At 67.7% G+C, this 26,015-nt stretch carries 20 protein-coding genes and 1 pseudogene; 10 read left to right on the forward strand and 11 right to left on the reverse strand.

From position 1 onward, the window contains the following. The first annotated feature begins 9 nt into the window (after positions 1–9). The 3 genes from WT60_RS32030 (at position 10) to WT60_RS32045 (ending at position 5,774) form a co-directional block, all read left to right on the forward strand. A complete protein-coding gene (locus tag WT60_RS32030; RefSeq protein WP_059575572.1) occupies positions 10–2,958 on the forward strand; it encodes a salicylate synthase in 2,949 nt (982 codons plus the stop codon). 837 nt (positions 2,959–3,795) lie between these two features. Next, a complete protein-coding gene (locus WT60_RS32040; protein WP_038755249.1) occupies positions 3,796–4,188 on the forward strand; it encodes a VOC family protein in 393 nt (130 codons plus the stop codon). A gap of 290 nt (positions 4,189–4,478) precedes the next feature. Beyond that, positions 4,479–5,774 carry an aminotransferase class I/II-fold pyridoxal phosphate-dependent enzyme gene (locus WT60_RS32045; RefSeq protein WP_038755247.1) on the forward strand — a complete coding sequence of 432 codons (1,296 nt, stop codon included), beginning with the start codon at positions 4,479–4,481 and terminating at the stop codon, positions 5,772–5,774. A 371-nt stretch (positions 5,775–6,145) separates the two neighbouring features. On the opposite strand, the gene WT60_RS32055 is transcribed toward WT60_RS32045, so the two are convergent. Together WT60_RS32055 and WT60_RS32060 are read right to left on the reverse strand one after the other, a co-directional pair. Beyond that, complete coding sequence (locus WT60_RS32055) at positions 6,146–6,403, reverse strand: AraC family transcriptional regulator (RefSeq protein WP_236860899.1); 258 nt, start codon at positions 6,401–6,403, stop codon at positions 6,146–6,148. Positions 6,404–6,574: 171 nt separating this feature from the next. Continuing rightward, positions 6,575–7,423, reverse strand: coding sequence for an ureidoglycolate lyase (locus WT60_RS32060; protein WP_060355239.1), 849 nt, complete (start codon positions 7,421–7,423; stop codon positions 6,575–6,577). Between the two features lie 560 nt (positions 7,424–7,983). On the opposite strand from WT60_RS32060, the gene WT60_RS32065 reads away from it, so the two are divergent. The 3 genes from WT60_RS32065 (at position 7,984) to WT60_RS32075 (ending at position 11,023) form a co-directional block, all read left to right on the forward strand. Then, entirely contained in the window at positions 7,984–8,808 is an 825-nt protein-coding gene (locus WT60_RS32065) for an IclR family transcriptional regulator (protein ID WP_059646364.1), read from the forward strand. Between the two features lie 113 nt (positions 8,809–8,921). After that, positions 8,922–10,325, forward strand: a complete 1,404-nt coding sequence (gene iaaH, locus WT60_RS32070; protein ID WP_059671300.1) for an indoleacetamide hydrolase — start codon at positions 8,922–8,924, stop codon at positions 10,323–10,325. A 146-nt stretch (positions 10,326–10,471) separates the two neighbouring features. After that, a complete protein-coding gene (locus WT60_RS32075) occupies positions 10,472–11,023 on the forward strand; it encodes a hypothetical protein (RefSeq protein WP_038755239.1) in 552 nt (183 codons plus the stop codon). 192 nt (positions 11,024–11,215) lie between these two features. On the opposite strand, the gene WT60_RS32080 is transcribed toward WT60_RS32075, so the two are convergent. From WT60_RS32080 to WT60_RS32110, 6 genes are all read right to left on the reverse strand, one after another. Continuing rightward, positions 11,216–11,413 (reverse strand): hypothetical protein, encoded by a 198-nt coding sequence (locus WT60_RS32080; protein WP_186448636.1) that lies wholly within the window; start codon positions 11,411–11,413, stop codon positions 11,216–11,218. A 164-nt stretch (positions 11,414–11,577) separates the two neighbouring features. Continuing rightward, positions 11,578–13,932 (reverse strand): GNAT family N-acetyltransferase, encoded by a 2,355-nt coding sequence (locus WT60_RS32085; protein ID WP_060355241.1) that lies wholly within the window; start codon positions 13,930–13,932, stop codon positions 11,578–11,580. Positions 13,933–15,481: 1,549 nt separating this feature from the next. Beyond that, entirely contained in the window at positions 15,482–15,772 is a 291-nt protein-coding gene (locus WT60_RS32095; protein WP_038755234.1) for an H-NS histone family protein, read from the reverse strand. A 102-nt stretch (positions 15,773–15,874) separates the two neighbouring features. Further along, positions 15,875–16,174: a hypothetical protein gene (locus tag WT60_RS34865; protein WP_231752123.1), complete on the reverse strand. Its 300-nt coding sequence runs from the start codon at positions 16,172–16,174 to the stop codon at positions 15,875–15,877. Between the two features lie 55 nt (positions 16,175–16,229). Then, positions 16,230–16,778 (reverse strand): BON domain-containing protein, encoded by a 549-nt coding sequence (locus tag WT60_RS32105; protein WP_082754974.1) that lies wholly within the window; start codon positions 16,776–16,778, stop codon positions 16,230–16,232. 289 nt (positions 16,779–17,067) lie between these two features. Next, positions 17,068–18,597 (reverse strand): sigma 54-interacting transcriptional regulator, encoded by a 1,530-nt coding sequence (locus tag WT60_RS32110; protein ID WP_059575580.1) that lies wholly within the window; start codon positions 18,595–18,597, stop codon positions 17,068–17,070. 285 nt (positions 18,598–18,882) lie between these two features. Here WT60_RS32110 and WT60_RS32115 point away from each other — a divergent pair, with 285 nt between their 5' ends. From WT60_RS32115 to WT60_RS32135, 4 genes and pseudogenes are all read left to right on the forward strand, one after another. Further along, the gene (locus tag WT60_RS32115; RefSeq protein WP_038755230.1) at positions 18,883–20,286 is read left to right on the forward strand and encodes a GntP family permease; all 1,404 of its coding nucleotides are present in this window, start codon (positions 18,883–18,885) and stop codon (positions 20,284–20,286) included. A 137-nt stretch (positions 20,287–20,423) separates the two neighbouring features. Then, a pseudogene (locus WT60_RS35800) lies at positions 20,424–20,656 on the forward strand (hypothetical protein). After that, positions 20,626–20,898 (forward strand): hypothetical protein, encoded by a 273-nt coding sequence (locus tag WT60_RS32125; protein ID WP_038755227.1) that lies wholly within the window; start codon positions 20,626–20,628, stop codon positions 20,896–20,898. The pseudogene WT60_RS35800 and the gene WT60_RS32125 overlap by 31 nt, the downstream one beginning before the upstream one ends. A 157-nt stretch (positions 20,899–21,055) precedes the next feature. Beyond that, a complete protein-coding gene (locus tag WT60_RS32135) occupies positions 21,056–22,045 on the forward strand; it encodes a DedA family protein/thiosulfate sulfurtransferase GlpE (RefSeq protein WP_038755225.1) in 990 nt (329 codons plus the stop codon). 247 nt (positions 22,046–22,292) lie between these two features. Here the strand turns inward: WT60_RS32135 and WT60_RS32140 are convergent, their stop codons facing one another. From WT60_RS32140 to WT60_RS32150, 3 genes are all read right to left on the reverse strand, one after another. Then, positions 22,293–23,729: an OprD family porin gene (locus tag WT60_RS32140; RefSeq protein WP_052145222.1), complete on the reverse strand. Its 1,437-nt coding sequence runs from the start codon at positions 23,727–23,729 to the stop codon at positions 22,293–22,295. 157 nt (positions 23,730–23,886) lie between these two features. Continuing rightward, positions 23,887–25,029: an oligopeptide/dipeptide ABC transporter ATP-binding protein gene (locus tag WT60_RS32145; RefSeq protein ID WP_038755221.1), complete on the reverse strand. Its 1,143-nt coding sequence runs from the start codon at positions 25,027–25,029 to the stop codon at positions 23,887–23,889. Beyond that, positions 25,026–26,015 carry an ABC transporter ATP-binding protein gene (locus WT60_RS32150; RefSeq protein ID WP_059575586.1) on the reverse strand — a complete coding sequence of 330 codons (990 nt, stop codon included), beginning with the start codon at positions 26,013–26,015 and terminating at the stop codon, positions 25,026–25,028. The genes WT60_RS32145 and WT60_RS32150 overlap by 4 nt, the downstream gene beginning before the upstream one ends.

Raw genomic sequence — 26,015 nt, forward strand, 5'->3', positions numbered from 1 at the left:
GAGAAGCTCATGGAAACTCTTCTTCATCCGAATCCGAACGAAACGGCCCGCACCGTCGCGGCCGCCCCTGACCACTCCGGCGCCGCGCTGCCGCTCGGCGAGCATCTGCGCCGCTGGGCGGCCGATCACGCGACGCGCACCGCGCTCGTCGCGGGCGGCGAGCGCGTGCCGTTCGCCGCGCTCGATCGCCGCGTCGATCGGCTCGCGGCCGGGCTGCACGGGCTCGGCCTGCGCCCCGGCGACCGCGCGATGGTTCAGCTGCCGAACGGGATCGCGTTCGTCACCGTCTGCTTCGCCCTCTTTCGCCTCGGCGTGGTGCCCGTGCTCGCGATGCCGACGCAGCGCTCGCGCGACATCGACGCGCTCTGCCGCATCGCCGAGCCCGCCGCCTACTTCGTCGCGGACGAAACCGACGGCGTCGACGCGCGATCGCTCGCCGTCGAGATGCTCGACGCGCATCCGTCACTGCGCCGCGTCGTCGTCGACGGCGGGCCGGGCCGGCACGGCGACGAACGCATCGTGCCGCTCGCGTCGCTCGACGCGCCGCCGCGCGCGTTGACGCCGCCCGCGCCGGCCGATGTCGCGCTGCTGCTCCTGTCCGGCGGCACGACCGGCACGCCGAAGCTGATTCCGCGCACGCATGCGGACTACGCGTACAACTTCGGCGCGTCGGCCGAGCTCTGCCGGCTCGACGAAGCGAGCGTCTATCTGGCGGTGCTGCCGGCCGCGCACAACTTCACGCTCGCGTGCCCCGGCATACTCGGCACGCTGTCGCGCGGCGGCACCGTCGTGCTGTCCGACACGGCGAGCTGCGACGAAGCGATGCCGCTGATCGCGCGCGAGCGGGTCACGCACGTCGCGCTCGTGCCGCCGCTCGCGCAGCTCTGGGCGCAGGCGCGCGAATGGGAGCGCAGCGATCTGTCGAGCCTGCGGCTCGTCCAGGTCGGCGGCGCGCGGCTCGATCCGCCGCTCGCGCGCCGCCTGCCCGACGTGCTCGGCTGCCGTCTGCAACAGGTGTTCGGCATGGCCGAAGGGCTGCTCTGCTACACGCGGCTCGACGATTCGCTCGATACGATCGTGCACACGCAGGGGCGGCCGCTGTCGTCGCGCGACGACATCCGCATCGTCGACGCGCACGGCCGCGACGTCGGCGCCGGCGAGATCGGCGAGCTGCTGACGCGCGGGCCGTACACGATCCGCGGCTACTATCGCGCGCCGGAGCACAACGCGCGCAGCTTCACGGCCGACGGCTATTACCGCACCGGCGATCTCGTGCGCCGCGATGCGGCCGGCAACCTGATCGTCGAAGGCCGCATCAAGGAGCAGATCAATCGCGGCGGCGAAAAAATTTCCGCCGCGGAAATCGAGCAGTTGCTCAATACGCTGCCGGGCGTGCAGGATTCGGCCGTCGTCGCGGTTCCCGACGCGCTGCTCGGCGAGCGCATCTGCGCGTTCGTGCGCCCGCAGCGCGATGCGCTCGACGCCGCCACGCTCAAGCAGGCGCTGCGCGCGCGCGGGCTCAGCGAATTCAAGCAGCCGGACCAGATCGAAATCGCCGCGCATTGGCCGTTGACGTCGGTCGGCAAGATCGACAAGCAGCGCCTGATCGCGCTCGCCCGCGCGCGCGACGCCGCCCCGGCGCGGCGTTACGTCGAGCGGCAACTGAGCGTGCGAAGCGAGCCGCTCGAGCTCGCGTCGCGCGTGATGCGCGCGTTGCCGAGCCGGCATTGCACGCTCTACGAGCGTGACGGCGAATGGAGCGTCGGCATCGATTCGGCGTTGAGCGTGATTGTCGAGCCGGACGGCGCGGTGCGCCGCAGCGACGGCGCATGCTGGCGCAACGTGCCGCCGTGCGACGCGATCGCGACCGCGCTCGCCGACGTCGGGATCGACGCATGGCGCGCGTACGGCCGCGCCCATTTCGAGTTCGCGCATCTGACGTACGGCGTCGCCGGCGCGCGCGGCGACGCGCCGCTGCTGCGGCTCGCGATTCCGCAAAGCGAGATCCGGATGTCGAGCGGCCGCGCGCTGATCCGCAGCCTGGAGCCCGACGCGCTCGCGACGCTCGCCGAGCTGGTCATGACGCAGGACGCCGCGCGCGACGCCGAGTCCGGCGCGCGTCTCGAGGCGATCGACGACGATCGCGACGCCGCCGCATACAAGGAGCAGGTCGCGTCCGCGGTGCGCGAGATGCAGGCGGACGCGTATCAGAAGGTGATCCTGTCGCGCGCGGTCGAGGTTCCGGCATCGCTCGACACGGTGTCGAGCTACGTCGCGGGCCGCCGGACGAACACGCCGGCGCGCTCGTTCCTGCTTCGCGACGGCGCTTTCGAAGCCTACGGCTTCAGCCCCGAGACGGTCGTCGAAGTGAGCGCCGACGGCTTCGTCAGCACGCAGCCGCTCGCCGGCACGCGCGCACTGACGGGCGACGACGCCGAAGACGCGCGCCTGCGGCGCGAACTGCTGCGCGACGCGAAGGAAATCGCCGAACATGCGGTATCGGTGCAACTGGCGATGGACGAAATGTCGTCCGTCTGTGACGCCGATTCGCTCGGCGTCAGCGAATTCATGAGCGTCTACCGGCGCGGCACCGTCCAGCATCTCGCGTCGCGCGTGCGCGGGCGGCTCGCGGCGGGCCGCCATGCGTGGCATGCGTTCGAGAAGCTGTTCCCCGCCGTCACGGCGTCGGGCATTCCGAAGCGGGAAGCGCTCGACAGCATCCGGCGCCACGAACGGCGCTTGCGCGGCCTGTACAGCGGCTGCGTGTTCGTCGTCGACAGCGAAGGCGCGATGGACGCGGCGCTCGTGCTGCGCTCCGTGTATCGGGACGGCGAGCGCTGCTGGCTGCAGGCCGGCGCGGGGCTCGTTCCGCTGTCGACGCCGGAGCGCGAATGGACGGAGACTTGCGAAAAGCTCGCTTCGGTCGCGCGTCATCTGCGGGGGCGGGCGGACGCGTAGGTGTTGGGAGGCGCGGCGCGGCTTTGCTTTGCTTTGCTTTGCTTTGCTTTGCTTTGCTTTGCGATGTGATGTGATGTGGCGTGGCGTGGCGTGGCGTGGCGCGATACGGTGCGTACGACGCGACGCGATGCGATGCGATGCGATGCGATGCGATGCGGCGCAGTGTAGCGGAAGCGCTTGAAACGCCGCATCGCACGGCGACATGTCGCGTCGCCCGACCGTACCGAGCCTGTCGGCGCCCGGCCGGCGCACGCCTCGATCGCCCATCGCCGATGAGTCGCACGAGCGGCTTGCGCAAGCATCGGCATGCGCAAGCCGGCGTTCGCAAGTGCGCATGCCGCGTGCCTTCGATACGGCCGCGCCGATCGCGCGCCGCGCCCTTGCGGCGCGACGCATCGCGTGCCGCCCGTCGACAGCGTGCCGCATCGCAACGATGCGGTTCCTCGCGCCGAGACACGAAAAACCGCGAAGCGGCTGCACATTCGCGCATCGTGCGACATCACGCGTGCGGCGTGCGGGCCGCGCGCCGAAGCGCCGCCGTGCTTCGCGCGAGACATCGTGAAGCCGACGTCTCCGGCAAGCGTGCACGCATGCGGCGTGCGCGCCGAATGCCCCGCACGTCGTCGCCGGTCTTGAATGCACGACCGTCGCCAGCGAACGAGCGGCATCTTTCGAAGCATCGTCGCGCCCGGCGCAACTCGCCTCGCCGGCGTTGCAAGCGGCGAATCGATCGCCGGCACGCGCGTCCGCCGATTCGACGCACGCCGTCACGCCGCCCTCCGGCGCGCGCTAGAATGACCGCTTCGGGTCCATTCTCCAGCCAGCTGCCCGCCCGCCATGTCCGTCACCGGCCTCGATCACTACAATCTGCGCGCGCCGCGTCCGCTCCTCGATACGCTGCGCGACTTCTATGTCGACGTCGTCGGACTGCGGCCCGGCGATCGCCCGCCGTTCCGCAGCCACGGCTATTGGCTGTATGCCGGCGCGCAGGCCGTGCTGCATCTGTCTGAAGCGAGCCCCGGCGAATCGCGCGCGCCGAACGTCACGAACACGTTCGATCATGTCGCGTTCGCGTGCAGCGATCTGCCGGAAACGATCGCGCGCCTGCAGCGGTTCGGCATCCGGTTTTCGAGCGCCGACGTGCCGCTCACGCGCCAGCATCAGCTGTTCTTCGACGATCCGGCGGGCAACGGCGTCGAATTGAATTTCGCGGCGAACGTCGACGGCTGACGCTCGCGCGCGACGCGGGCACGTGCGCGCAGCGGAAGAACGAGCGCGCACGCGAACCGGCGAACCATCCAGCGGCAAAAGCGCACATCCGGCACGTTCGCGCCCGGCGCGCCATCCATCGCCCGCCTTCCGTCCGCCTTCCGCGCGGCATTGCGCTCCGCATCGCACGCCGCCCGCGGCATTTCTCCCGCCCGCGCATAAGCTTGTCACCAAACAAGCTAAAAGCGCGCAACCGCGGCTCCTATAATCGGCCGACACCTTCACGAAAACAGGCCGACCGGAGACCCATCATGACCGAACCCGCATCCGCCGACTGGCGCCTCGAAACCATCGCCGTGCACGGCGGCTATCGCCCCGATCCGACGACGCGCGCCGCCGCGGTGCCGATCTACCAGACGGTCGCGTTCGCGTTCGACGACACGCAGCACGGCGCGGACCTGTTCGATCTGAAGGTTCAGGGCAACATCTATTCGCGGATCATGAATCCGACCAACGACGTGCTCGAGCAGCGCGTCGCGGCGCTCGAAGGCGGCGTCGGCGCACTCGCGCTCGCGTCGGGGCAGGCGGCCGTCACCTATTCGATCCTGACGATCGCCGAAGCGGGCGACAACGTCGTCTCGTCGAGCACGCTGTACGGCGGCACCTACAACCTGTTCGCGCACACGCTGCCGCAGTACGGGATCACGACGCGCTTCGCCGATCCGCGCAACCCCGCCGCATTCGAGGCGCTGATCGATTCACGCACGAAGGCGATCTTCGCGGAATCCGTCGGCAATCCGCTCGGCAACATCACCGACATCGCCGCGCTCGCCGACGTCGCGCATCGCCACGGGCTGCCGCTCATCGTCGACAACACGGTGCCGACGCCTTATCTGCTGCGCCCGTTCGAGCACGGCGCGGACATCGTCGTGCATTCGCTGACGAAGTATCTCGGCGGACACGGCACGAGCCTCGGCGGCGCGATCGTCGATTCGGGCAAGTTCCCGTGGGCGACGCACGCGGACCGTTTCAAGCGGCTGAACGAGCCGGACGTCAGCTATCACGGCGTCGTCTACACCGAAGCGTTCGGCGAGGCCGCGTACATCGGCCGCGCGCGCGTGGTCCCGCTGCGCAACACCGGCGCGGCGATCTCGCCGTTCAACGCGTTCCAGATCCTGCAAGGCATCGAGACGCTCGCGCTGCGCATCGACCGCATCAGCGACAACGCGCTGAAGATCGCGCAGCATCTCGCTCGGCACGAGAAGGTCGAATGGGTCGACTATTCCGGGCTGCCGAACCATCCGGATCACGCGCTCGTCGGCCGCTATCTGTCGGGCCGCGCGCCGGGCATCCTCACGTTCGGCGTGAAGGGCGGGCGCGCCGCGGGCGCCGCGTTCCAGGACGCGCTGCAGCTCTTCACGCGGCTCGTCAACATCGGCGACGCGAAGTCGCTCGCGACGCATCCCGCTTCGACGACGCACCGCCAGTTGTCGCCGGAAGAGCTCGCGAAGGCGGGCGTGAAGGAAGAGACGGTGCGGCTGTCGATCGGCATCGAACATATCGACGATCTGCTCGCCGATCTCGATCAGGCGCTCGCGAAAGTGTGAACGACGACGACGCGAATCGAACGTCCGCGCGTTCGATTCGCGGCGCAAGGCGCAGCGGCAGTGGTCGACGCGTCGGTGTTTCGGTGTTTCGGTGTTGCGGTGTTGCGGTGTTGCGGTGTCCCTCTATTCCGCCAGTTCTTCAGTTCTTCGGTGCATCGGTGCGTCGGTGCGTCGGTCCGTCGGTGCGCCGGTTCATCGGCTCGTCGGTCCGTCGGCTCGTCGGCTCGTCGGCTCGTCGGCTCGTCGGCTCGTCGGCTCGTCGGTTCGACACGATACGCCAGCCGACGCTCGAAGTGACGGGCGAAGCCGCGCGACGCACACTACCGGCGCGCGCCCGTTTCCGCGCCACCACCCTCCTCGCCGCTTCGCCGTCAACTAGCAGCGGCCTGCGTCGTGAACGCCTGCCGGTTTCGCCTCGGCGTCGCGCCGACGATCCGCCCGAAGCGCTCGCGCAACGCGTTCGCCGAGCCGAATCCCGCCTCGGTCGCGATCTGCTCGGCGGCCGATAGCGCCGTCGTCTCCGGCCATTGCTGCGCGCGCCTCACACGCGCGGTCTGCGTGGTATACGCGGTCTGAAGCCACCGAGGCGGCGACTTGCCGGTCAGCCCGCGGAAACGGCACGTGAGCATGCAACCGTTCATCACATTCCGCCGCGCGATGAAGTGGAATGTCGATCGCTCACGCACATTGCGCTTCGGCCATTCCATCACGGCCTGCGGCGCCACCGCACGCCGCGGCGGCCCGACGGCCGCCCTTCCGCTACCGGCTTATCGCCCGCCGCGCGCCGACACTCAGCGGCGTCACACCGCCGCGCGCGTCGTCTGCAACTGCTCGCCGAGCCCCGCGACACCGCAGCGCACCGTCTGCCCCGGCTTCAGATAGACGGGCGACGGCTTCACGCCCATTCCGACGCCGGGCGGCGTGCCGGTCGAGATCACGTCCCCGGGCTGCAGGCTCATGCAGCGCGACAGGTACGCGATCAGCTGCGCGACCGCGAACACCATCGTGCGCGTGTTGCCGTTCTGATAGCGCCGGCCGTCCACGTCGAGCCACAGATCGAGCGCCTGCGGATCGGCGATTTCGTCGCGCGTGACGAGCCACGGGCCGATCGGCCCGAACGTGTCGAAGCCCTTGCCCTTGTCCCACTGACCGCCGCGCTCGATCTGCCATTCGCGCTCGGACACATCGTTGACGACGCAATAGCCGGCGACGTGCGACAACGCGTCCGCCTCGTCGACGTTCTTGCACGCGCGGCCGATCACCACGCCGAGCTCGACTTCCCAATCGGTCTTCACCGAACCGCGCGGAATCTCGATGCCGTCGTGCGGGCCACACACGGCGCTCGTCCACTTGCCGAACACGACGGGCTCGGCCGGCACCGCGAGGCCCGCTTCCGCCGCGTGGTCCGCGTAGTTCAGGCCGATGCAGACGAACTTGCCGATCCGGCCGACGCACGCGCCGATCCGCGGCTCGCCGGGAACGAGCGGCAGCGACGCGGGATCGGCGGCGGCAAGCCGCGCGAGACTCGCGTCCGACAGCGCGTCGCCCGCGACGTCGCCGATCAGCGGCGACAGATCGCGAATGCGGCCGTCGGCATCGAGCAGACCGGGCTTTTCCTGGCCCACGGGGCCGTAACGAAGCAGTTTCATGGCAGGCGACCTCTTCAGTTCTGGACGGACGGGAACCCAGCGAGCGCGATGCGGCCGGCGCGACGGCGCCGTGCGTGAGCCCGTTGCGGAATTTGTACCACCCGTCGCACACGGTGAGACGTTGCATCGCGGATAACGACTATTGGAGCAGACGCTGGCGACGTGCGGGATCACCGTCGGCGACGGCGCCCGACGCCGTTCGTCATCGCCGCCGAAGGCCCGCCGCGCGGGCCTGCCGCGCGCATCCCCGCGCCAACGTTCGCACCGGTGCGCGTTCCCGGCGCCGGTTTCGCGCCGAGTTCGCGCCGGGCTCCCGCCCCACGCCGATTCTTGCCGAGCAGCCCGACGCATACTTTGACTCCATCGACGCAACACCGATACTCTTATTCAACAATTGTCGGCAAAGTTAGCGTTGATTTCGCATCCGTTGATTATCATTGCCGTTGGAGCAGTTACTTAATTTACAGACAAATCAATGATCCATCGATGCATGCGCGCGGCCGCGAAGCAGGCGCCGCGCCGGCGATCGATGCGTCGCGTTCCACCAGATCGACTCACCGATGAAACCCAGGAAAGACCAGCCCGCCGACGCCGCGGAAGAGACGCAGGATTGCGAGGAAATCGAACGCTATCGCGCCCCTGCGCTCGACAAGGGGCTCGACATCCTCGAACTGCTCGCCGAACAGAAGGAAGGCCTCACGCGCACCGAGATCACGAAGGAGCTCGGCCGCAACGCGAGCGAGATCTACCGGATGCTCGAGCGGCTCGTCGCGCGCCAGTACGTGATCCGCTCGCCGGGCGGCGACCGCTACACGCTGAGCCTCAAGGTTTATACGCTCGCGCATCGCCATCCGCCGCTCAAGCGGCTGATCGCCGAGGCGTTGCCGCCGATGCAGCGCTTCGCCGATGCCGCCGAGCAGTCGTGCCACCTGTCCGTCTACGACCGCGGCAACCTGCTCGTGATCGCGCAGGTCGACGGGCCGGGCGGATGGGGCATTTCGGTGCGGCTCGGCTCGCGCATCGGGCTCGTCGACACCGCGTCTGGCCCCGTGATGCTCGCGTTCCAGACGCCGGAGCAGCGCGCGCAAATGCTCGCCGAGCATACGAAGGTGGAAGGCGAGACCGCGCTCGACATGGGCGAATTCGACGCGCTGCTGCGCGAGATTCGCGCGACCGGGCGGCTGCTGCAGGGAAGCCGCCAGGCGTTCGGCGTCACCGACATCGCGTATCCGGTGCTCGGGCCCTCGGGCCATGCGATCGCCACGCTCACGTGTCCGTACATCCGCCGGATCGACGCATACGTCGCGCCGCCGATCGACGACGTCGCCGCGCAGCTGCGCGCAACCGCCAGGCATCTGTCGATGTGGAAGGAGACGGCCGCCTGACGCCCACTCGGCATCCGTCCGAAGCAAATGTGAAATCATCTGGGCCTCGCCGTTCCGATCCAGCCGAAAACGCGCGCCGCGTCCGCCGGCGCGCAGCACAAGGAGACAGGCCCATGTCGTCACACCGAGAAACCTTCGCCCGGCCCGCCAGCGTGCGGGACGTCGCGGACGCCGTGAACAGCGGGCGCACGCCCGCGATCCGGCACGCCGAGGCCGCACTCGAACGCCTCGCGCTCATCGAGCCGCTCCGCGCGATGACGCACGTCGCGCCGGACATCGCGCGCGAGGCCGCCGCGAACGTCGACGCGCAGATCGCGAGCGGTCGCAAGTTGCCGCTCGCGGGCGTGCCGTTCGTCATCAAGGCCAACATCTTCACCGCCGACATGCCGACGCACGCGGCAAGCCCCGCGCTGCTCGGCTTGCGCGCGGCGCACAACGCGACGGCCGTCCAGCAGTTGCTCGACGCGGGCGCCGTGCCGATCGGCAAGGCGAACATGCACGAGCTCGCGTTCGGCATCACGAGCGCGAACGGCCATTTCGGCGCGGTGCGCAATCCGCACGATCCGGCGCGCATCGCGGGCGGCTCGAGCGGGGGCACGGCGTCCGCCGTCGCGGCGGGCATTCCGTTCGGCCTCGGCACCGACACGGGCGGCTCGGTGCGGATTCCGGCGGCGTTCTGCGGCGTCGCCGGGCTGCGGCCGACGCCGCGCCGCTATTCGACGGAAGGCGTGCTCGCGCTGTCGCCGACGCGCGATACGGTCGGCCCGATCGCGCATAGCGTCGACGATCTGCTGCTGCTCGACGCGGTGCTGACGCGCGACGCGTCCGAGCCCGCGCCGCTCGCGCTCGCCGGTTTGACGATCGGCGTGCCGGACGCGCCATACTTCGACGGGCTCGATCCGGCCGTCGCCGAACTGACCGAGCGCGCGCTCGCCGCGCTCACGGGTGCGGGCGCGCGGCTCATCCCGCTCGCCGCCCGCGCGCTGTACGAGGCGGACGAAGCGTGCGGCTTCCCGATCGCCGGTTTCGAGGCGCTCGCGTACTGGCAACGCTTCAGCGCCGAGCGGCTCGATCAGCCGTTCACGGAGTTCGTCGCCCGGCTCGGCAGCGACGACGTGCGGCACATCTTCCGAGCGCTGATCGACGCGCCGCCGTCGAGCGATGCGTACGCGGCCGCGATCCGCGTGCTGCAGAGCATCGTGCGATGGTATGACCAGGCGTTCCATCGGACGGGCGTCGATTGCATCGTGCTGCCGACCGTTCAATGCGAAGCGCCGCTCGTCGCCGACAGCGGCCACGATCTTCCGCCCGACGCCGCGCACGCGCTTTTTGCACGCGTTATTCGTCAGACGGGGCCGGCGACGCTCGGCGGCGTGCCGTCGGTGTCGATTCCCGCAGGCCTGTCGAAGCATACCGGCATGCCGGTCGGGCTGATGCTCGAAGGCCCGGCCGGCAACGACCGCCGTTTGCTCGCGATCGCGCGCGAAGTGGAGCGGCTGCTCGCACGCACCGCATGACGCACACGCGGCGCACGCATGATGCACACGCGGCGCGTCGCACAGCGCGCGAGCCGCGCACACGATTCCGCCACCCGCGCGGCGCTACGCTAAAATAGCGCCCCCTTCAAAACGCTGCCGCCGTCTTCGCCGACGGCGGGCGACTCATGGATGTCATGGCCAAACTTCTGACCGATCTCGAATTCCAACGTTTCTCCGAACTTCAGCAGAAGCAGGCAAGCTTCACGATCACGCCCGAAGAGGCCGACGAACTGCGCGACATCGTCGCGCGCGCGCAGAAGAAGCGCGACGATCGCGCGGCCGCGATGCAGGCAATCGAAGACCACATCGCGCAATTCGACATCACGCCCGACGAGCTCTTCTCTCCCGAGCAGATCGGCGAAGCCGCGCGCACCTACGGCCTGATCGCGGCGGGCAAGAAGGAGCGCTCGCTGCCGCCGTCGCTCACGTTCAACGGCAAGCCGTATCAATGGACGAAGACGCTGCCCGACGACGTGCGGCTGCCGCTCTTCGACGCATTCAAGGCGGGCGAATCGATCAAGCGCTTCATCGCGATGCCGAAGGACAGCGCGCGCTGCGCGCTGACGGTCGCGCGCCTCGAACGCGAGACGGGCGCCGTCTACTCGGAAGCGCTGCTCGAAGAGCTCTCGGTCTCGCGCATGCAGGTGGATGAGGCCGCGACGAAGCTCGCGGCCTGATCCCGTCCGGCAAGCGCGTTCACTCGCGCTCGGGCGCGACGGATCGACGGACGCGCGTTCGTGCGTGCCCGCCGATGTGTCGCCGCCCAGCCCGATGTGGTCGATGACGAGCCGTTCGCGCCGCGTTTCGCGTCGGTCGGTTCGTCTCCCGAAAAATCTCACCTGCCTTCTGAAGGTGCGTCCCGTAAAGTCTCACCGCCGGCGGTTGGCGTTGTTGGCGTTGTTGGCGTTGTTGGCGTTGTTGGCGTTGTTGGCGTTGTTGGCGTTGTTGGCGTTGTTGGCGTTGTTGGCGTTGTTGGCGTCGGTGGCGTCGGTGGCGCCGGTGGCGCCGGTGGCGCCGTTGGCGGCAATGGCAACCGGGACGCTGAAATCGTCGGCCGCGGTCTGCAATCAGCAATGTCGACGGCTTGGAAAATATCGGCAACGCCCGAAGCACCGTCCGCGCCTCAAGCATCGGATTTCAAAACTTCGGCCACATCGACGACATCCGGCAGCGACTACTTAACCCCTCATCCGAACGCACGCGCACGACGCCGAATGCCACGCCGCCGGGCTCACGGCTGCAGTTTCAACCTGAACCCGACCACTCCCGGCTCTTCCGTCGCCGACACCGCGAAGCCGCTATTTTTCGCGAGCGTGATCATCGCCGTGTTCTCGCGCAACGCTTCGCCGATCATCCAGGCCGTTCCGCGCGAACGCGCATATTCGATGATGCGCGCCATCAGCAGCCGCCCAAGCCCCTTGCCCTTCTGATCGGGCCGCACCGCGATCGCAAACTCGGTCGCTTCGTTGTCCGGATCGGTCACGGCGCGCACCGCGCCGAGCGTATGCGCGCGGCCGTCGGCGTCGTTGACCGTCGCGATCAACGCCATCTCGCGGTCATAATCGATCTGCGTCATCCGCGCGATCTGCGAGTGATCGAAGTTGCGAACCGCGCCGAAGAAGCGCATCCGCAAATCGTCCGGCGTCATCGCACTCAGCAACTCGCGATGCGCTGCCTCGTCCTCGGGGCGAATCGGACGCACCGTGATGGGCTCTCCGTGCCAGTCGATTCTCTGCTCCAGGTAACGGGGATACGGCACGATCGCAAGCCGGCTGCGTCCCGTCGCGAGCCTGATGCACGGCCTCACCGCGATGACGCGCTCGGATTTCACGCGCAGCACGAGCGACATCTGGACGACCTCGCGCACCTCGCACACCGCCTGAGAAAGCGCGGTCAGCGCATGCAACAACGGCTCGGGCGGGGCGCGGCGCGCATACGGCGAACGCGCGACGACCGCTCGCGCAAGCACAGTGTTGAAAGGCGGCAGTCCGTAGACGACAAACGGCGCGGAGATGCCGTCCGCCGGCGGCACCGAATAGCGGAACACCGGCCCGAAGTTCTGGTCGTCGTACATCTCGACCGTAATGTCGACGATCGCATCGCCGACGTCCGCCTCGCTCGCACGCTCGACGCCGAAACCCGCCAGCCAGCCGAGCGCCGCGTCGCCCTCGAACACGTCCCGCCCCTGTGCGAGCGCCGCGCGCGCCGCCTGTTGCGCAGCGGCGACCGACGCAGTCGGCTGCGGCGGCGTGCCCTCCGGCGTCTGCATCAATAGTTCGCGCCCCAGTTGATAGTCGACGAGGCGCGCATGTGCGCGCGCGAGACGCTGCGGGGTCGTGTGCACCGGAATGCCGTGCTCGTGCAACGCGTCGCGCGTCGCGGCATCGACGCCGCCGAAGAAGCATGCAAGCATGCCGCGGCGCGCGAACTTGCGCGCTTCGATCAGCACGCGCGCGACGTCGTCGGCAGGCGCGCTATGCGACGTTGCGTGCACCACGAACAAGGTGCCCGTCTGCGGGTGCTGCGCGAGCGCCTTCAGCGCCGCGCCGAAATATTCGGGACGCGCATCGTCGCCGAGCAGCAGCGGATTGCCCGCGTCGATGCCGGCGGGCAGCGCGCCGCCGACTTCGTCGACGGCGGCCTGCGGCCATTGCGCGAGCGTCTCTCCGGCCGCCGCCAGCGCATCGACGGCGAGCTTCGCAACGCCCCTGTCGCTCGTCACGAGCGTCGCCGCGCCGCTCGCCGCGGCCCTGCCGACGCCGAGCGTCTCGATTTCGTCGAGGAGATCGTCGAGCGCGTCGACGCGCACCATCCCGGCGCGCTGAAACGCGGCCGTATGAAGCAGATCGCCCGAATCGCCACGGCCGGTGCGCAATGCGAGCACGGGCTTGTTGCGCGCCGCCGCGCGCGCCGCTGACATGAACTTGCGCGCCGACTTCACCGTGTCGAGCTCGAGCAGAATCGCGCGTGTCGCGGCGTCGCTCGCGAGGTAGTCGAGTACGTCGGCCGCGTCGACGTCCGCCTCGCCGCCGAGCGCGATCGCATGAGAGAAACCGAGCCCGCGCGCATGCGCCCAGCCGAGCACCGCGTTCGTCAGCGCATTCGACTGCGACACCCACGCGACCCCGCCCGCCTTCACGATGCATGCCGGCGCGCCGAAGTGCGCGTTCAGCGCGGGCGAAACGACACCCAGGCTGCCCGGCCCGATGATCCGCAGCAAATGAGGCTTCGCCGCGGCGAGCGCCCGTTCGAGCGCGGCCCGATCGGCGCTCGATCGGGCCGCGCCGACGATGATCGCCGCGCGAACGCCCAAGCCGCCGAGCTTGCGCACGATGCCGGGCCATGTCGCGGGCGGCGTGCAGACGATCGCGATCGACGGTGCGCTCGGCAGTTGATCGACATATGGATAAACCTTGTGCCCGTTCAGTTCGCCGTACTTCGGATTGACGGGCCAGATCGCACCGCCGAACCGGCCGTCGAGCACGCACGCCCAGACCATCGCGCCGACGCTGCCCGGACGCGGCGACGCGCCGACAACGGCGACGGAAGTCGGCTGGAACAACGCATCGAGATTGCGAACGGTCACGGCAACTCCGTTGAAAGGTTGAATGACGGCACTCGACGGCGCGGCCGGGCCGAACCGAACCTGTGAGCCCATAGGATAGGCGAAGCGCCACACGTCGCCTATATGCCGTTCGGCCGAGTCGCCGATTCGCGCAAGCGTCGGCATCATCGACATCGACACCTCCCTGCCGGTCGCCGACGCAGCCCCATCTCCGCCGGAAACACGGAACGGAGATACCGGCCTTTTGAAATGGAGCAGGACAACATGCAAGGATGGATCGAGCAAGCCACGCAATCGGCGGCGGCGCTACCCGTCTTCGACGAAGCTGCCCGCCGGCTTTGCCGCGAACGCGGCGATGCGGACCAACGGCGCGCGGCGCGAAATTCGCCTGCCTCGGCGGCGCGGCTCGCGATACCGCTGCCCGACACACGGCCGGCCACGGTCCGCCCGAACGAGCGCCCATTCCCCGGAATCGATTACAGAAGACGCGCAATCCCGAAACGGCCCGTTCGTCCGCATTTGATTGCACGCGCAGACATGTCTCGCCACACGGCTTTAAAAGACATGCTGATTCGTGTTGAAACGATCGTCTCGAAAATCCGATCCAGCCGGATGAAGCATCGCGCGCCCCGATTCAACGAATTCGATGCATTGCTCAATAGCGGCCAACTTTCGTGCGGTGTGCGGCCTCACTGCGGAATCGGTCGAGCGACGAAGTCCGGCATGCGACCGAAATCGCGTTCATTGCGCGGCTCCATCGCACGATTGCGTTCGAATGCGGGCGCAACGGCCATTGCGCATGGCGCTTCGTCGAACGGGCCTGCGATCGAGGTCCCGCAAGCGACATGTCGCTCGCAATGTAGCGGTGCCGGCGCCGGCGCTTCACGACGAACGCGAATGCGCATGCACACCGGCAAACATTACAAGCCGTTAAGAAATATATCTCGCGAAAACAACGAACGCATTCCATTCTCGCCGGCCGCCGTGCGACTCAAACCAATCGTCAATCGGATGAGAAGCCCGTCTCAAAAATGCCGTCCGCACACATTCGCGGTTCGAATGCGATGTCCATTCCGGCATACCGTTCGGCGAATCAGGACCGAGGAATCGCATCATCGACACGTCATCGCGTCTTTGGCATCGCGATCTAAGCGCGTGCCCGGCTTCCGAACCGAGTCTCGAAAGGTATGCCCCGCCGCGACGAATACGAGGCTCGCTTCGCCCGTCAAAGGTGAGCGTTTTCGGGAGTCATGGTGAGGATGTTCGGGATAGGTCGTCGAGTCGCGCCGAAATCTCGAATCAAAACGGGAAATTCGCGAACGCCGTCCCATATGCGCGATGCGGTGTGAAACAATTTCAACGAATCGGAAAATTCGCTTCGATTGTGAAATGACGCAATATCCGTCCAAACCCACGGGTTTTATCGCCGAATCAGCGTGCAACCATGTGCGGCACGACATCGCGTGGCTGCCGTGAAACAAGCAGCCGTTGGGCCAAAACAAAACGGTGCGAATGGCAGGCTTGCCGTTCGCACCGTCGTTCAAGGCGCCAAAGGTGAGGTTTTTCGGGATCAGTCCTTGATCAGGAAACGGTTGCGGTTCTTGCCGAGCCACGCCGGCGCACGGCCACGGCCGCTCCAGGTCTCGCCCGTCTTCGGATTGAGGTATTTCGGCGGCAGCTGGCGCTTCGGCTTCGCCGCGGTCTTGATGCTTCTGAACCCCAACTCCTCGGGCGTGATGTCGTATTCCTCGATCTTCGCCCGGATATCGGCAATGGCGTCCGCGATTGCTTTTTCGCGTTCCTTGTCGATTTTCTGCTGAAGTTTTTCGAGCTGTGCGGTCAGTTGCCTATAGGTCGCCATATGGATGAAGCTCCGTCTCGTTATTTATAGAGGGAATTATATGAATCTATTCAGGATCAATCGAATATTTTTTGCATTGCTTTCATATTCCGCAAGCGATGCTCAAAAGCCATTTCTAGCCTTGCATGCGAAGAGAAGGTTTCGCACGCCGTTATCGACCGATTGCTTGATCGTATCGAAATCGCCGCCGCAAATGCCGCGCGCATTCTGAATGCAGGTGTCCCAAGGACCGCCTTCCGGACACTGGACCATCGTGGTCGCACGCCCGTCCGGCGTAAACAGCGGCGCGCTACCCCCGCAGCCCGAGAGCACCGCCATTAAAGCAATCAAAAATACCGTCCGCAAGAACGCGCCGCATTGCCCCGGCGCTGGCGCACCCGTCTGTTTCATGAATCTGCCTATCGCTCCGCTTTCTTCTTGGACGACGCGAGTATATGCCAACGCGCGCGGCAAAGGGTCAATCAGGCGCAACGAGTGTCTTGTAGGGCGCACGTCCGCGCGGATCGTCGGTAAGCCGAATGAATACCTGCTCGACGTCCGGCAGCGCTTCGAGCCTGCGTCGCAGCGCATCGCGATCGAACGACGCAGGCGCGCATCCTTCGGCATAAATGAAGCGGCGCTGAATCGTGATCCAGATGCTCGTGCCCGCCAAAGCCGGATCGCCGGCGAGAAATCGCTGCTTCAGTTCTTCGGCAATCTGCTTGTCATATAAATAGGAATTCGGTTTGCTGCAGCGATGTGCGAGCCAGCAAGTCGTTCCGCGCTCGACGCGGTAATGCGCATCGTCTTCCATTTGCGCACGCGTCATCAATGGACCCAGCGGCATCGGACATTCGGCAATCGAATTCGACAATACAAAAAAAGGATCGTCGTACCAATTGCGTCGTTCGATCGAAGCGGTCGATCCCGGCGATGCGTCCGGCACCGACGAAACCGATGATTCCGGCGATGCCGGTGACGTTGACGATGCCGGCGACGACGCCACGAAAATCGTCGACGCCGACATCGCGGGCAACGACTTCGCAGCCGATTCGGACGATGCAAGCGCTGCAAGCGACGCAAGCGGTGCGGACGGCACAAACGGCACAGACGACGCAAACGATGCAGGCGATGCAGGCAATACGCGCACCGCGCCGCCCTGCGCAAACGCCTGCGCGACGACGGCGACGAACGCCACGCACGATGCGGCGAATCTGATGCGCTTCATCGCGACCTCCACACGGATGCGCCCGCTCGGCGTGCGAGCGCCGACGCGTTCGCAGCGCACGTGTTCCGCGCGTCGCGCGAACCGTCCGCTATGTATCGATGCCGAGCGCCGCGAGCTTCTTGTAGAACGTCGCGCGCCCGATGCCGATGCGCGCGGCCGCTTCCGTCACCTTGCCGTTGCATGCGGCCAGCGCGTCCGTCAGGAACTGACGCTCCCACGCGGCCAATGCGTCCGAGTAAGAAGAAGATGCAGCGCTTGCGTTGGACACGGCCGCCGGCGCCGCACCCGCGGCCAAACCCGCGCCCGCCCCGAAGCCGGCGCCTGCGCCGCCGCCCGACGCCGCGCCGCGCCCCGGCCCGATGAACGGCGCGAGCGCGCGCGCATCGATCAACGCGCGATCGGACAGCATCAGCGCCCGCTCGAGCGTGTTGCGCAATTCGCGCACGTTGCCGGGCCACGGATACGCGCATAGCAGACGCAGCGCGTCGTCGGTCAGTTCGCAGTGCTCGGCGAGTCCGTGCTGCGCGGCGAGTTCCTCGAGCATCGTGTAGACGAGCGCCTCGATGTCCGACGCGCGCTCGCGCAGCGGCGGCGCGTGAATCGTCAGCACGTTCAGCCGGTAATAGAGATCCGCGCGAAAGCGCCCTTCGGCGACGAGCGCCGGCAGCTCGGCCGACGTCGCCGCGATGATCCGCACGTTCGCGCGCACGATCCGGTTCGAGCCGACTGGCTCGAACTCCTTGTCCTGCAGCACGCGCAGCAGCTTGCCCTGCAGCGGCAGCGGCATGTCGCCGATTTCGTCGAGAAAGAGCGTGCCGCCGTCGGCGAGCTCGAACTTGCCGACGCGGCCTTTGCGGTCCGCGCCCGTGTACGCGCCCGGCGCCGCGCCGAAGAACTCGGTCTCTAGCAGCGCATCGGGAATCGCCGCGACGTTCACGGTCACGAGCGGCTTCAGCGCGCGCGCGGACGCCGCATGAATCGCATGCGCGAGCAGCTCCTTGCCGGTGCCCGTCTCGCCGAGCAGCAGGACGGGCGAATCGACTTGCGCGGCGCGCCGCCCCTGCCGCTTCGTCTCGAGAATCAGCGCGCTCGTGCCGACGAAGCTCGCGAACGTGTATTTCGGACGCCGTGCCTGCGCGAGCGAGCGCTGTGTCGCGATCAGCTCCTGCTGGACCTGCATGTAGCGGGAGAAAAGCGGCGTCAGCGTCTTCAGCTCGTCGAAGAGCGCGAAGCCGATCGCACCGACGGTCTCGCCCGCGTCGTCCGTGAGCGGCAGGCGCGTGACGATGAGCGGCTCGCGGCCGGTTTCCATGATGTCGAGCAGAATCGGCCGGCCGGTCGCGACCACTTCGCGCATCAGGCTGTGCGGAATGACCGCTTCGCAATCGCGGCCGATCGCCTGCTGCGGATCGGCGAACCCGAAGCGCGCGGCGTAACGCTGATTGATCCAGACGACGCGCGCGTCCTTGTCGACGATCAGCGTGCCGACGCTCGAATGCTCGAAGGTCTTGAAAAGCGACGCCGCCGCGCGCCGCAGCACATCGCCGTAATCGGCGGGCAGCGCGGCCCAGCCGTCCGAAATCTGTGCACTCGTCTCCACTTTTTCATTCTTGTCCACAAAACGAGACGAATTATCTCACGCGGGAGACATCCGGCAAGCGCTTGTCAATAAAGACCAAACCACGAAACGACGAGCACCGGGCGGCGCATTCGTCTAGCCAAAGAGACGTTTTCTGTAGAATCGGACGCAGCCGGCACCCGGCCGCCGCGCGCGCCCCCTCGCCCGTGCGGCAGCGGCCCGCCGCACGGCGGATGGCACGAATCCTGCGGCAGCGCCTGCCGCGGCATCGCGCCGTCCGCGAGGCGCGCACGCTCGCACAACAACCAAGATTAGGAGACTCTCTTGTCATTCGTGATCGTCCTCGCCGCGCTGGCGTTCCTGATGTTCGCCGCGTACCGCGGCTACAGCGTGATCCTGTTCGCGCCCGTCGCCGCGCTCGGTGCGGTGCTGTTGACCGACCCCGCCGCCGTCGCCCCCGTCTTCTCCGGCATCTTCATGGAAAAGATGGTCGGCTTCGTGAAGCTCTACTTCCCGGTGTTCCTGCTCGGCGCCGTGTTCGGCAAGGTGATCGAGCTGTCCGGCTTCTCCGAGGCGATCGTCGCGGCCGCGATCCGCTACATCGGCCGCTCGCGCGCGAATGCGGTGATCGTCGCGGTGTGCGCGCTGCTCACCTATGGCGGCGTGTCGCTGTTCGTCGTCGTGTTCGCCGTCTATCCGTTCGCGGCCGAGCTCTATCGTCAGAGCAACATTCCGAAGCGCCTGATGCCGGGCGCGATCGCGCTCGGCGCGTTCTCGTTCACGATGGATTCGCTGCCCGGCACGCCGCAGATCCAGAACATCATCCCGACCACGTTCTTCAAGACGACCGCGTGGGCCGCGCCCGCGCTCGGCACGATCGGCTCGGTCTTCATCATCGTCGTCGGCCTGTCGTATCTCGAATGGCGCCGCCGCTCGGCGCTCGCGCGCGGCGAAGGCTACGGCACGTCGCTCGTCAACGAGCCGGAGCGCGTCGAGACGCAGTCGCTGCCGAATCCGATCCTCGCCGTGTCGCCGCTCGTGCTCGTCGGCGTCGCGAACTTCACGCTGACGAAACTGATTCCAGTGTGGTACGGCGGCGCATCGTACACGGTGCCGCCCGACGTGCTGCCGGGCGTCCACACGCCGATCACGACGCCGATCAAGACCGTCGTCGCGATCTGGTCGGTCGAGGCGGCGCTGCTGCTCGGCATCCTGCTCGTCGTCATCACCGCGTTCAGGCGCGTGCACGAGCGCTTCGCGACCGGCACCAAGGCGGCCGTCGGCGGCGCGCTGCTCGCCGCGATGAACACCGCGTCCGAATACGGCTTCGGCGGCGTGATCGCCGCGCTGCCGGGCTTCATCGTCGTCGGCGACGCGCTGAAGAACATTCCGAATCCGCTCGTCAACGCAGCCGTGTCGGTCAGCTCGCTCGCGGGGATCACGGGCTCCGCGTCGGGCGGGATGAGCATCGCGCTCGCGGCGATGTCGGATCTCTTCATCAAGGGCGCGCAGGCCGCGCAGATTCCGATGGACGTGCTGCACCGGGTCGTCGCGATGGCGAGCGGCGGCATGGATACGCTGCCGCACAACGGCGCGGTGATCACGCTGCTCGCGGTGACGGGCCTCACGCACCGCGAATCGTATCGCGACATCTTCGCGGTGACCGTCATCAAGACGCTCGCGGTGTTCTTCGTGATCGCCGTCTATTATCTGACGGGGCTCGTCTGATCCGGCGACGGGCGCAACGCGCCCGTCCAGCGGCGGCAGCCCGACTGCTTCGGCGCGGCGCCGCCCGCTGCATCGGCCCGGCGCTCGCCGATCGACGGCGCGCCGGGCCGATTGCGTTTTCGCTCATACTTTTTGCCGTGACGCGCCGCCGCAACATGCGGGTTTGCGCGTACACCGAACGGCTCATTGTTCAACGCGCCGCAGCGCGCCGTCGGGCCGCCCGGCCCCACGGCTCCAACATCTCGCAAAATTCTCATTGCCGTCGTCCGGTTCGGCTAAACTGCATTGAAGCAGTTCGCAGAGCAACATTTCCTACTTCACGACACGAGGACACGTTCAATGCGCACGACCGGTTCTTCCGGGGCCATGACCCTGTTGACCGAATTCGATCAGGCCGACGGGCGCGAGCTTCGCTCGCTGCGTCTCGCGGCCACCGAAGACGGTAAAAGCGTACTGCTTATCGAAATCGACGAACGCAAACCCGGCATCCATCGGGAAGTACGCTACGAGATCACACCCGCCGAGTTGATCGCCGCGATACGTTCGCACGGCGCGGAACTGCCGGGCGAAACGCACGGCACCGTTCCGCTCGCCCGCACCGCGGCGCCCTGATCCGCCGCCGCGGTGAAGCCGAGGCTGGCCCGCGCCCTCGCCGTCTTCGCCGCGCGTCCATGCGCGGCGCGATCTCCTTTCCGAAAATAGCCGATAATCGGCACATCAACGCGCTTCATGCCGCGCGCGCTTCGCGGCGATCGTCCATCGTTTCGTCATGCTTCATGATCTCGTCGCCCGTTTCGGGCCGCTCATCGTGTTCGTCAACGTGCTCGCGGCCGCGATCGGCCTGCCCGTGCCGGCCATGCCGACGCTCGTGCTGTTCGGCGCGATGGCGACGCTGCATCCGGACGCGCTCGGCGCGCAGCTCGCGCCCGTGCTCGCGCTCGCGGTGCTCGCGGCGCTGATCGGCGACACCGTGTGGTACGTGGCAGGCCGGCATTTCGGCGGCCGCGCGCTGAAAACCTTATGCAAGCTTTCACTGTCGCGTGACAGTTGCGTGAAGAAGACCGAGCGTTTCTTCGGCCGCTGGGGCGTGCGCGTGCTCGCCGTCGCGCGCTTCATTCCCGGTCTGTCGCTGATCTCGGTGCCGATGGCGGGCGCGCTCGGCACGCGCTATCGCACCTTCGTCGGCTACGACGGCCTCGGCGCGCTGTTGTGGGCGGGCTGCGGCGTCGCCGTCGGGTTCGTGTTCGCGCGGCAGATCGACTGGCTGTTCACCGGCGCGAACCAGCTCGGCCGCGCGGTGCTCGCCGTGATCGTCGCGCTGCTCGCGCTCTATACGGCCGTGCGCTGGATGCGCCGCCGCGCGCTGATTCGTCAGCTCGCGAACGCGCGGATCGACGTCGACGAGCTCGATCGGCTGCTGCAAACCGATTCCGCGCCGATCGTCTTCGACACGCGCTCGGCGGAGCATCGCAAGCTCGACCCCTATGCGATCCCCGGCGCGCAATTCGCCGACGAGCGCGATCTGCGCGACATCGTCGCGCGCTATCCGGCGACGCAGAAATTCGTGATCTATTGCTCGTGTCCGAACGAGGTGTCGGCGGCGCTGATGGCGCAGCGCCTCAAGCAGGCAGGCTTCGCCGATGCGCTCGCGCTGCGCGGCGGCCTCGACGCATGGCGCGACACCGGCCGGCAGTTGATCGAGCTCGATTCGCAACTGGCAAGCGAAGTGGGGCTCGCGCCCGCGCACAAAACCGCCTGATCCCACTTCCGCTGATCGGAGCGATCCGTCCTGGCTGCCCGATTCGCGTGATCGGTCGGGCGCGCGGCCGCACACGCGCGCATCACGCGAATCAGGCCGAACGGTGCCGGCCGGCGCGTGAACACTCACGTCGAACGCCGTCGCCGAACACCGATGCCGATGCCGCAACCGCCGTCGCCGCGGCCGAAAGCGCGGACGCCCCGTCGGCCGCCTCGCGCTCGCCGCCGCCCGAATCGTTTCGGCGTGCTCAGAACACCTTCACCGGCACGTTCACGACGAGCCGGTATTCCTGGTTGGTGCTGTCCGAGTAATGCGCCGAACCGACGTGCCACATCGCGATGAACGTGATCTTCGTGTCCTTGAACTTGCCGCTCTGGATCGTGTACGACGGAATGAAGCCGAACTCGTGATGGCGGCCCTGCACCGGCGCGCCGTCCTTCCAGTAGATGCTCGAGCGCGTCGGATCGAGCGCCGCGCTCGCGGAGCCGTCCGCGCCCCAGCCCGTCACGCCCCACACCGTCGCCTTGAAGCCGGGCAGGCCCGCGTCCTTGCCGTAGAACGTGTAGCGCAGCTGCAGCGATTTCTCGTGCGGCGCGTTGTAGTCGACGTCCATCGAATCGACGAGGAAGACGCCGTTCGTTTCGTTCAGGTAATCGAAGAACTGGTCGCCGAGCACCTGCTGATAGCCGAGCAGCAGCTCGTGCGGGCCATGCTGCGCGGCGAGCGACAGGCTGTATGCGTTGTTGTCGATCTTGCCCTGGCGCGCATCGCCCGTGTCGTGCGTCGAATAGAAGTTGCCGAAGCCCGTCCACTTGATCGTCTGCGGCGAGCCGTAGCTCTGCTTGACCGAGCCGTAGTACTGGCGCCATACGTCGTCGGCCTGGCCTGCGTAAAACGTCGCCGAGCCCGTCGACGAATAATCCCACGTGCCGCCCAGATACGTGAAGCGATCCACGCGCGTGCCGCCGTATTGCGTCGTCAGGTTCGTGAGCGTCGTATGGCCGCGCGCGTTGGTCTTCGTGAAGCTGCCCGCTTCGAGCATCACGTTCTTGAATTCGTTGCTGACGATCGTGGCGCCGAGGAACGTCGGCGGCAGCGCGCGGTTGTCGTGCTGCTCCATGAACGGATTGTCGACCGCCTGCAGGCCGTACTTGATCACCGTGTTCGAGATGCGCGCCTTCACGTCGTAGATGCCGGGAAAGGCCCACGCGAGCTGGTTCGAGCCGCCGCCGCCCTTCGCGATGTGCACCATGTTGCCCGCGCCCGCGCCGCCGTCGAGCTTCAGCGCCGCGTAGATCGACGCGTCGACGCCGAAGCCGATCAGCCCGCCCGTGTAGCCGGACTCGAAGTTCGCCATCACGCCCTGCACCCATGCATGGCGATGCGGTCCGCCCTTCGCGTCGAGCACGTCCGCGTAGTTGCGCAGCAGCACGTCGAAATGGCTGTCGGCAATGAAGCCCTTCGACTTCGCCTGGCTCGATACCGGTTCCGCCGGCATGACCTCCTGCGTGGCGTCGGCGTTGATGACCGCGTTCGGCGTCGTCGCCTGCTGCGCGAGCGGCGCGGCGGGCGCCGCATCGTCCGCGCGCGCCGCGCCTGCGATCGACACGCCGGCAAGCACCGGCAGTCCCCACGCGAGCACGACTGCCCGCGCGACCCTCTTCATCGGTTGATGTTGTGTCATTGCGCTTCTCTTTTTATGTTGACTACCCACGCGCCGGCCGCGATGCGCGGCCGGCGACACCCCAACGCGCCGCCGTAACGGCGCGTCTTCCCACGGCGCGAAGTTCTTTCGCGCCGTCCACACCCCTGTTGGCTTATTGTGTCTTTGTCGGTACTGCTCAGCGCTGCGCGCCGGCGACGCCTGCCCGGATGCACGCGACGCGCGCGGACGATCCGCCGCGCACCTCCGGCTGCGGCACCTCGCGCGCGCATGCATCGATCGCATCCGGGCAGCGCGTGCGGAACACGCAGCCCGATGGCGGATCGAGCGGAGAAGGCATCTCGCTCGCGAGCAACAGCGGCCGCCGCGCGCGTTCGCGCGCGGGCTCCGGCGTCGGCGCGGCGGCGAGCAGCGCGCGCGTGTACGGGTGCTGCGGCGCGCCGTACACGTCGCGACGCGCGCCGAACTCCATCACGCGGCCGAGATACATCACGAGCACGCGCTGGCTGATCGCCTTGACGACCGCGAGATCGTGCGCGACGAACAGATAGGAGAGCGACAGTTCGCGCTGCAGATCGCGCAGCAGATTGACGATCTGCGCCTGGATCGACACATCGAGCGCGGACACGGGCTCGTCGCAGATCACGAGATGCGGCTCGCCGATCAACGCGCGCGCGATGCCGACGCGCTGGCACTGGCCGCCGGAAAATTCATGCGGATAACGAAGCAGATGATGCGCGTTCAGGCCGACGCGCTCGAGCATCGTCAACACGCGGCGGCGCACCTCGTCGCGGCCGATGCCTGGCCGATGCGTGACGATGGGCTCGGCGACGACCTGCTCGATCGTCATCCGCGGATCGAGCGACGCGAGCGGGTCCTGAAAGATCATCTGCATCTCGCGGCGGATCTTGCGCGCGTCGCGGCGCGCGCCCGTCACGATCGGCTCGCCGCGCCACTGCACGGTGCCCGCCGTCACCGGCGCGAGGCCGATCAGCGCGCGCGCGAGCGTCGACTTGCCGCAACCCGATTCGCCGACGAGCCCGACGGTCTCGCCCCGCTTCACGTCGAACGACACGCCGTCGACCGCGCGCAGCGTGCCCTTCGGCGACCACGGATAGCCGCCGAGCGGCACGCGGAAATGCACTTTGAGATCGCGCACCGACAGCAGCGCATCGGCATCCGGCGGCGCGCCGTCGCGTTGCGCATCGGCATTGGGCGCGCCGATGCCGGCGGCGCCCACGCCGCCCGACGCATCCGGCGAATCCGGCGAATCCGGCGCGAACGAGGACGTAGAGGAAATGAGATCAGTCGCGGCGCTCATCGCAGCCCTCCCATGATTTCCGCGATGGGTCGATGACACGCGCGCACGGCGCCCGCGTCCGAATAGGCGGCCAGCTCGGGGCGCTCGGCGCCGCAGCGATCCGACGCGTGCGAGCAGCGCTTCGCGAACGCGCAGCCGCGCATTCCCTGGCCGGGCAGCGGCGGATTGCCGGGAATCGCGACGAGCGGCGCGCCGTCGGGCGCATCGAGGCGCGGCAGCGCGTTCAGCAGCCCGATCGTGTACGGATGCGACGGCGCGGAGAAGATCGCGTCGGCGCTCGCGTACTCGACCGTGCGGCCCGCGTACATCACCATCACGTCGTCGGCGAGCCCCGCGACGACGCCCATGTCGTGCGTGATCAGCACGATCGACGTGCCGCGCTCGCGGTTCAGCTCGCGCAGCAGCTCGATGATCTGCGCCTGCACGGTGACGTCGAGCGCGGTCGTCGGCTCGTCGGCGATCAGGATTTCGGGCTCGAGCAACAGCGCCATCGCGATCATCACGCGCTGGCGCATGCCGCCCGAGAATTCGTGCGGATACATCCGGATTCGGCGCGCCGCGTCAGGAATCCTGACCGATTCGAGCGCCTCGACCGCGCGTCGGATCGCGTCCCGGCGCGACATCTTCCGGTGAAGCTGCAGGCTTTCCGTCATCTGCCGTTCGATCGTCAGGAACGGATTGAGCGACGTCATCGGGTCCTGAAAGATCATGCCGATCCGGTTGCCGCGCACTTCGTTCAACTGCCGCGCGCTCATCCGCAGCAGGTTCTCGCCGTCGAACAGCGCCTCGCCCGATGTCGAGCCGTTGCCCGCGAGCAGGCCGAGCAGCGCCATCACCGTCTGGCTCTTGCCGGAGCCCGATTCGCCGACGATGCCGAGCGTCTTGCCCGCTTCGAGCGAGAACGACACGCCCGACACCGCGTCGACCGGCTCGCCTTCCCTGCGCGTGAAGCGCACGCCGAGATTCTTGACTTCGAGCAGCGCCAT

This window comes from Burkholderia sp. MSMB617WGS (genome assembly GCF_001532025.2).
In the GTDB taxonomy this organism is placed as follows: domain Bacteria; phylum Pseudomonadota; class Gammaproteobacteria; order Burkholderiales; family Burkholderiaceae; genus Burkholderia; species Burkholderia savannae.

Bases quoted from the DNA above. Each gene is read 5' to 3' on its own strand.
- WT60_RS32030 (WP_059575572.1), top strand. From the start codon at position 10: ATGGAAACTCTTCTTCATCCGAATCCGAACGAAACGGCCCGCACCGTC.
- WT60_RS32040 (WP_038755249.1), top strand. From the start codon at position 3,796: ATGTCCGTCACCGGCCTCGATCACTACAATCTGCGCGCGCCGCGTCCG.
- WT60_RS32045 (WP_038755247.1), top strand. From the start codon at position 4,479: ATGACCGAACCCGCATCCGCCGACTGGCGCCTCGAAACCATCGCCGTG.
- WT60_RS32055 (WP_236860899.1), bottom strand. From the start codon at position 6,403: ATGCTCACGTGCCGTTTCCGCGGGCTGACCGGCAAGTCGCCGCCTCGG.
- WT60_RS32060 (WP_060355239.1), bottom strand. From the start codon at position 7,423: ATGAAACTGCTTCGTTACGGCCCCGTGGGCCAGGAAAAGCCCGGTCTG.
- WT60_RS32065 (WP_059646364.1), top strand. From the start codon at position 7,984: ATGAAACCCAGGAAAGACCAGCCCGCCGACGCCGCGGAAGAGACGCAG.
- iaaH (WP_059671300.1), top strand. From the start codon at position 8,922: ATGTCGTCACACCGAGAAACCTTCGCCCGGCCCGCCAGCGTGCGGGAC.
- WT60_RS32075 (WP_038755239.1), top strand. From the start codon at position 10,472: ATGGATGTCATGGCCAAACTTCTGACCGATCTCGAATTCCAACGTTTC.
- WT60_RS32095 (WP_038755234.1), bottom strand. From the start codon at position 15,772: ATGGCGACCTATAGGCAACTGACCGCACAGCTCGAAAAACTTCAGCAG.
- WT60_RS32105 (WP_082754974.1), bottom strand. From the start codon at position 16,778: ATGTCGGCGTCGACGATTTTCGTGGCGTCGTCGCCGGCATCGTCAACG.
- WT60_RS32125 (WP_038755227.1), top strand. From the start codon at position 20,626: ATGCGCACGACCGGTTCTTCCGGGGCCATGACCCTGTTGACCGAATTC.
- WT60_RS32135 (WP_038755225.1), top strand. From the start codon at position 21,056: ATGCTTCATGATCTCGTCGCCCGTTTCGGGCCGCTCATCGTGTTCGTC.
- WT60_RS32140 (WP_052145222.1), bottom strand. From the start codon at position 23,729: ATGACACAACATCAACCGATGAAGAGGGTCGCGCGGGCAGTCGTGCTC.
- WT60_RS32145 (WP_038755221.1), bottom strand. From the start codon at position 25,029: ATGAGCGCCGCGACTGATCTCATTTCCTCTACGTCCTCGTTCGCGCCG.
- WT60_RS32150 (WP_059575586.1), bottom strand. From the start codon at position 26,015: ATGGCGCTGCTCGAAGTCAAGAATCTCGGCGTGCGCTTCACGCGCAGG.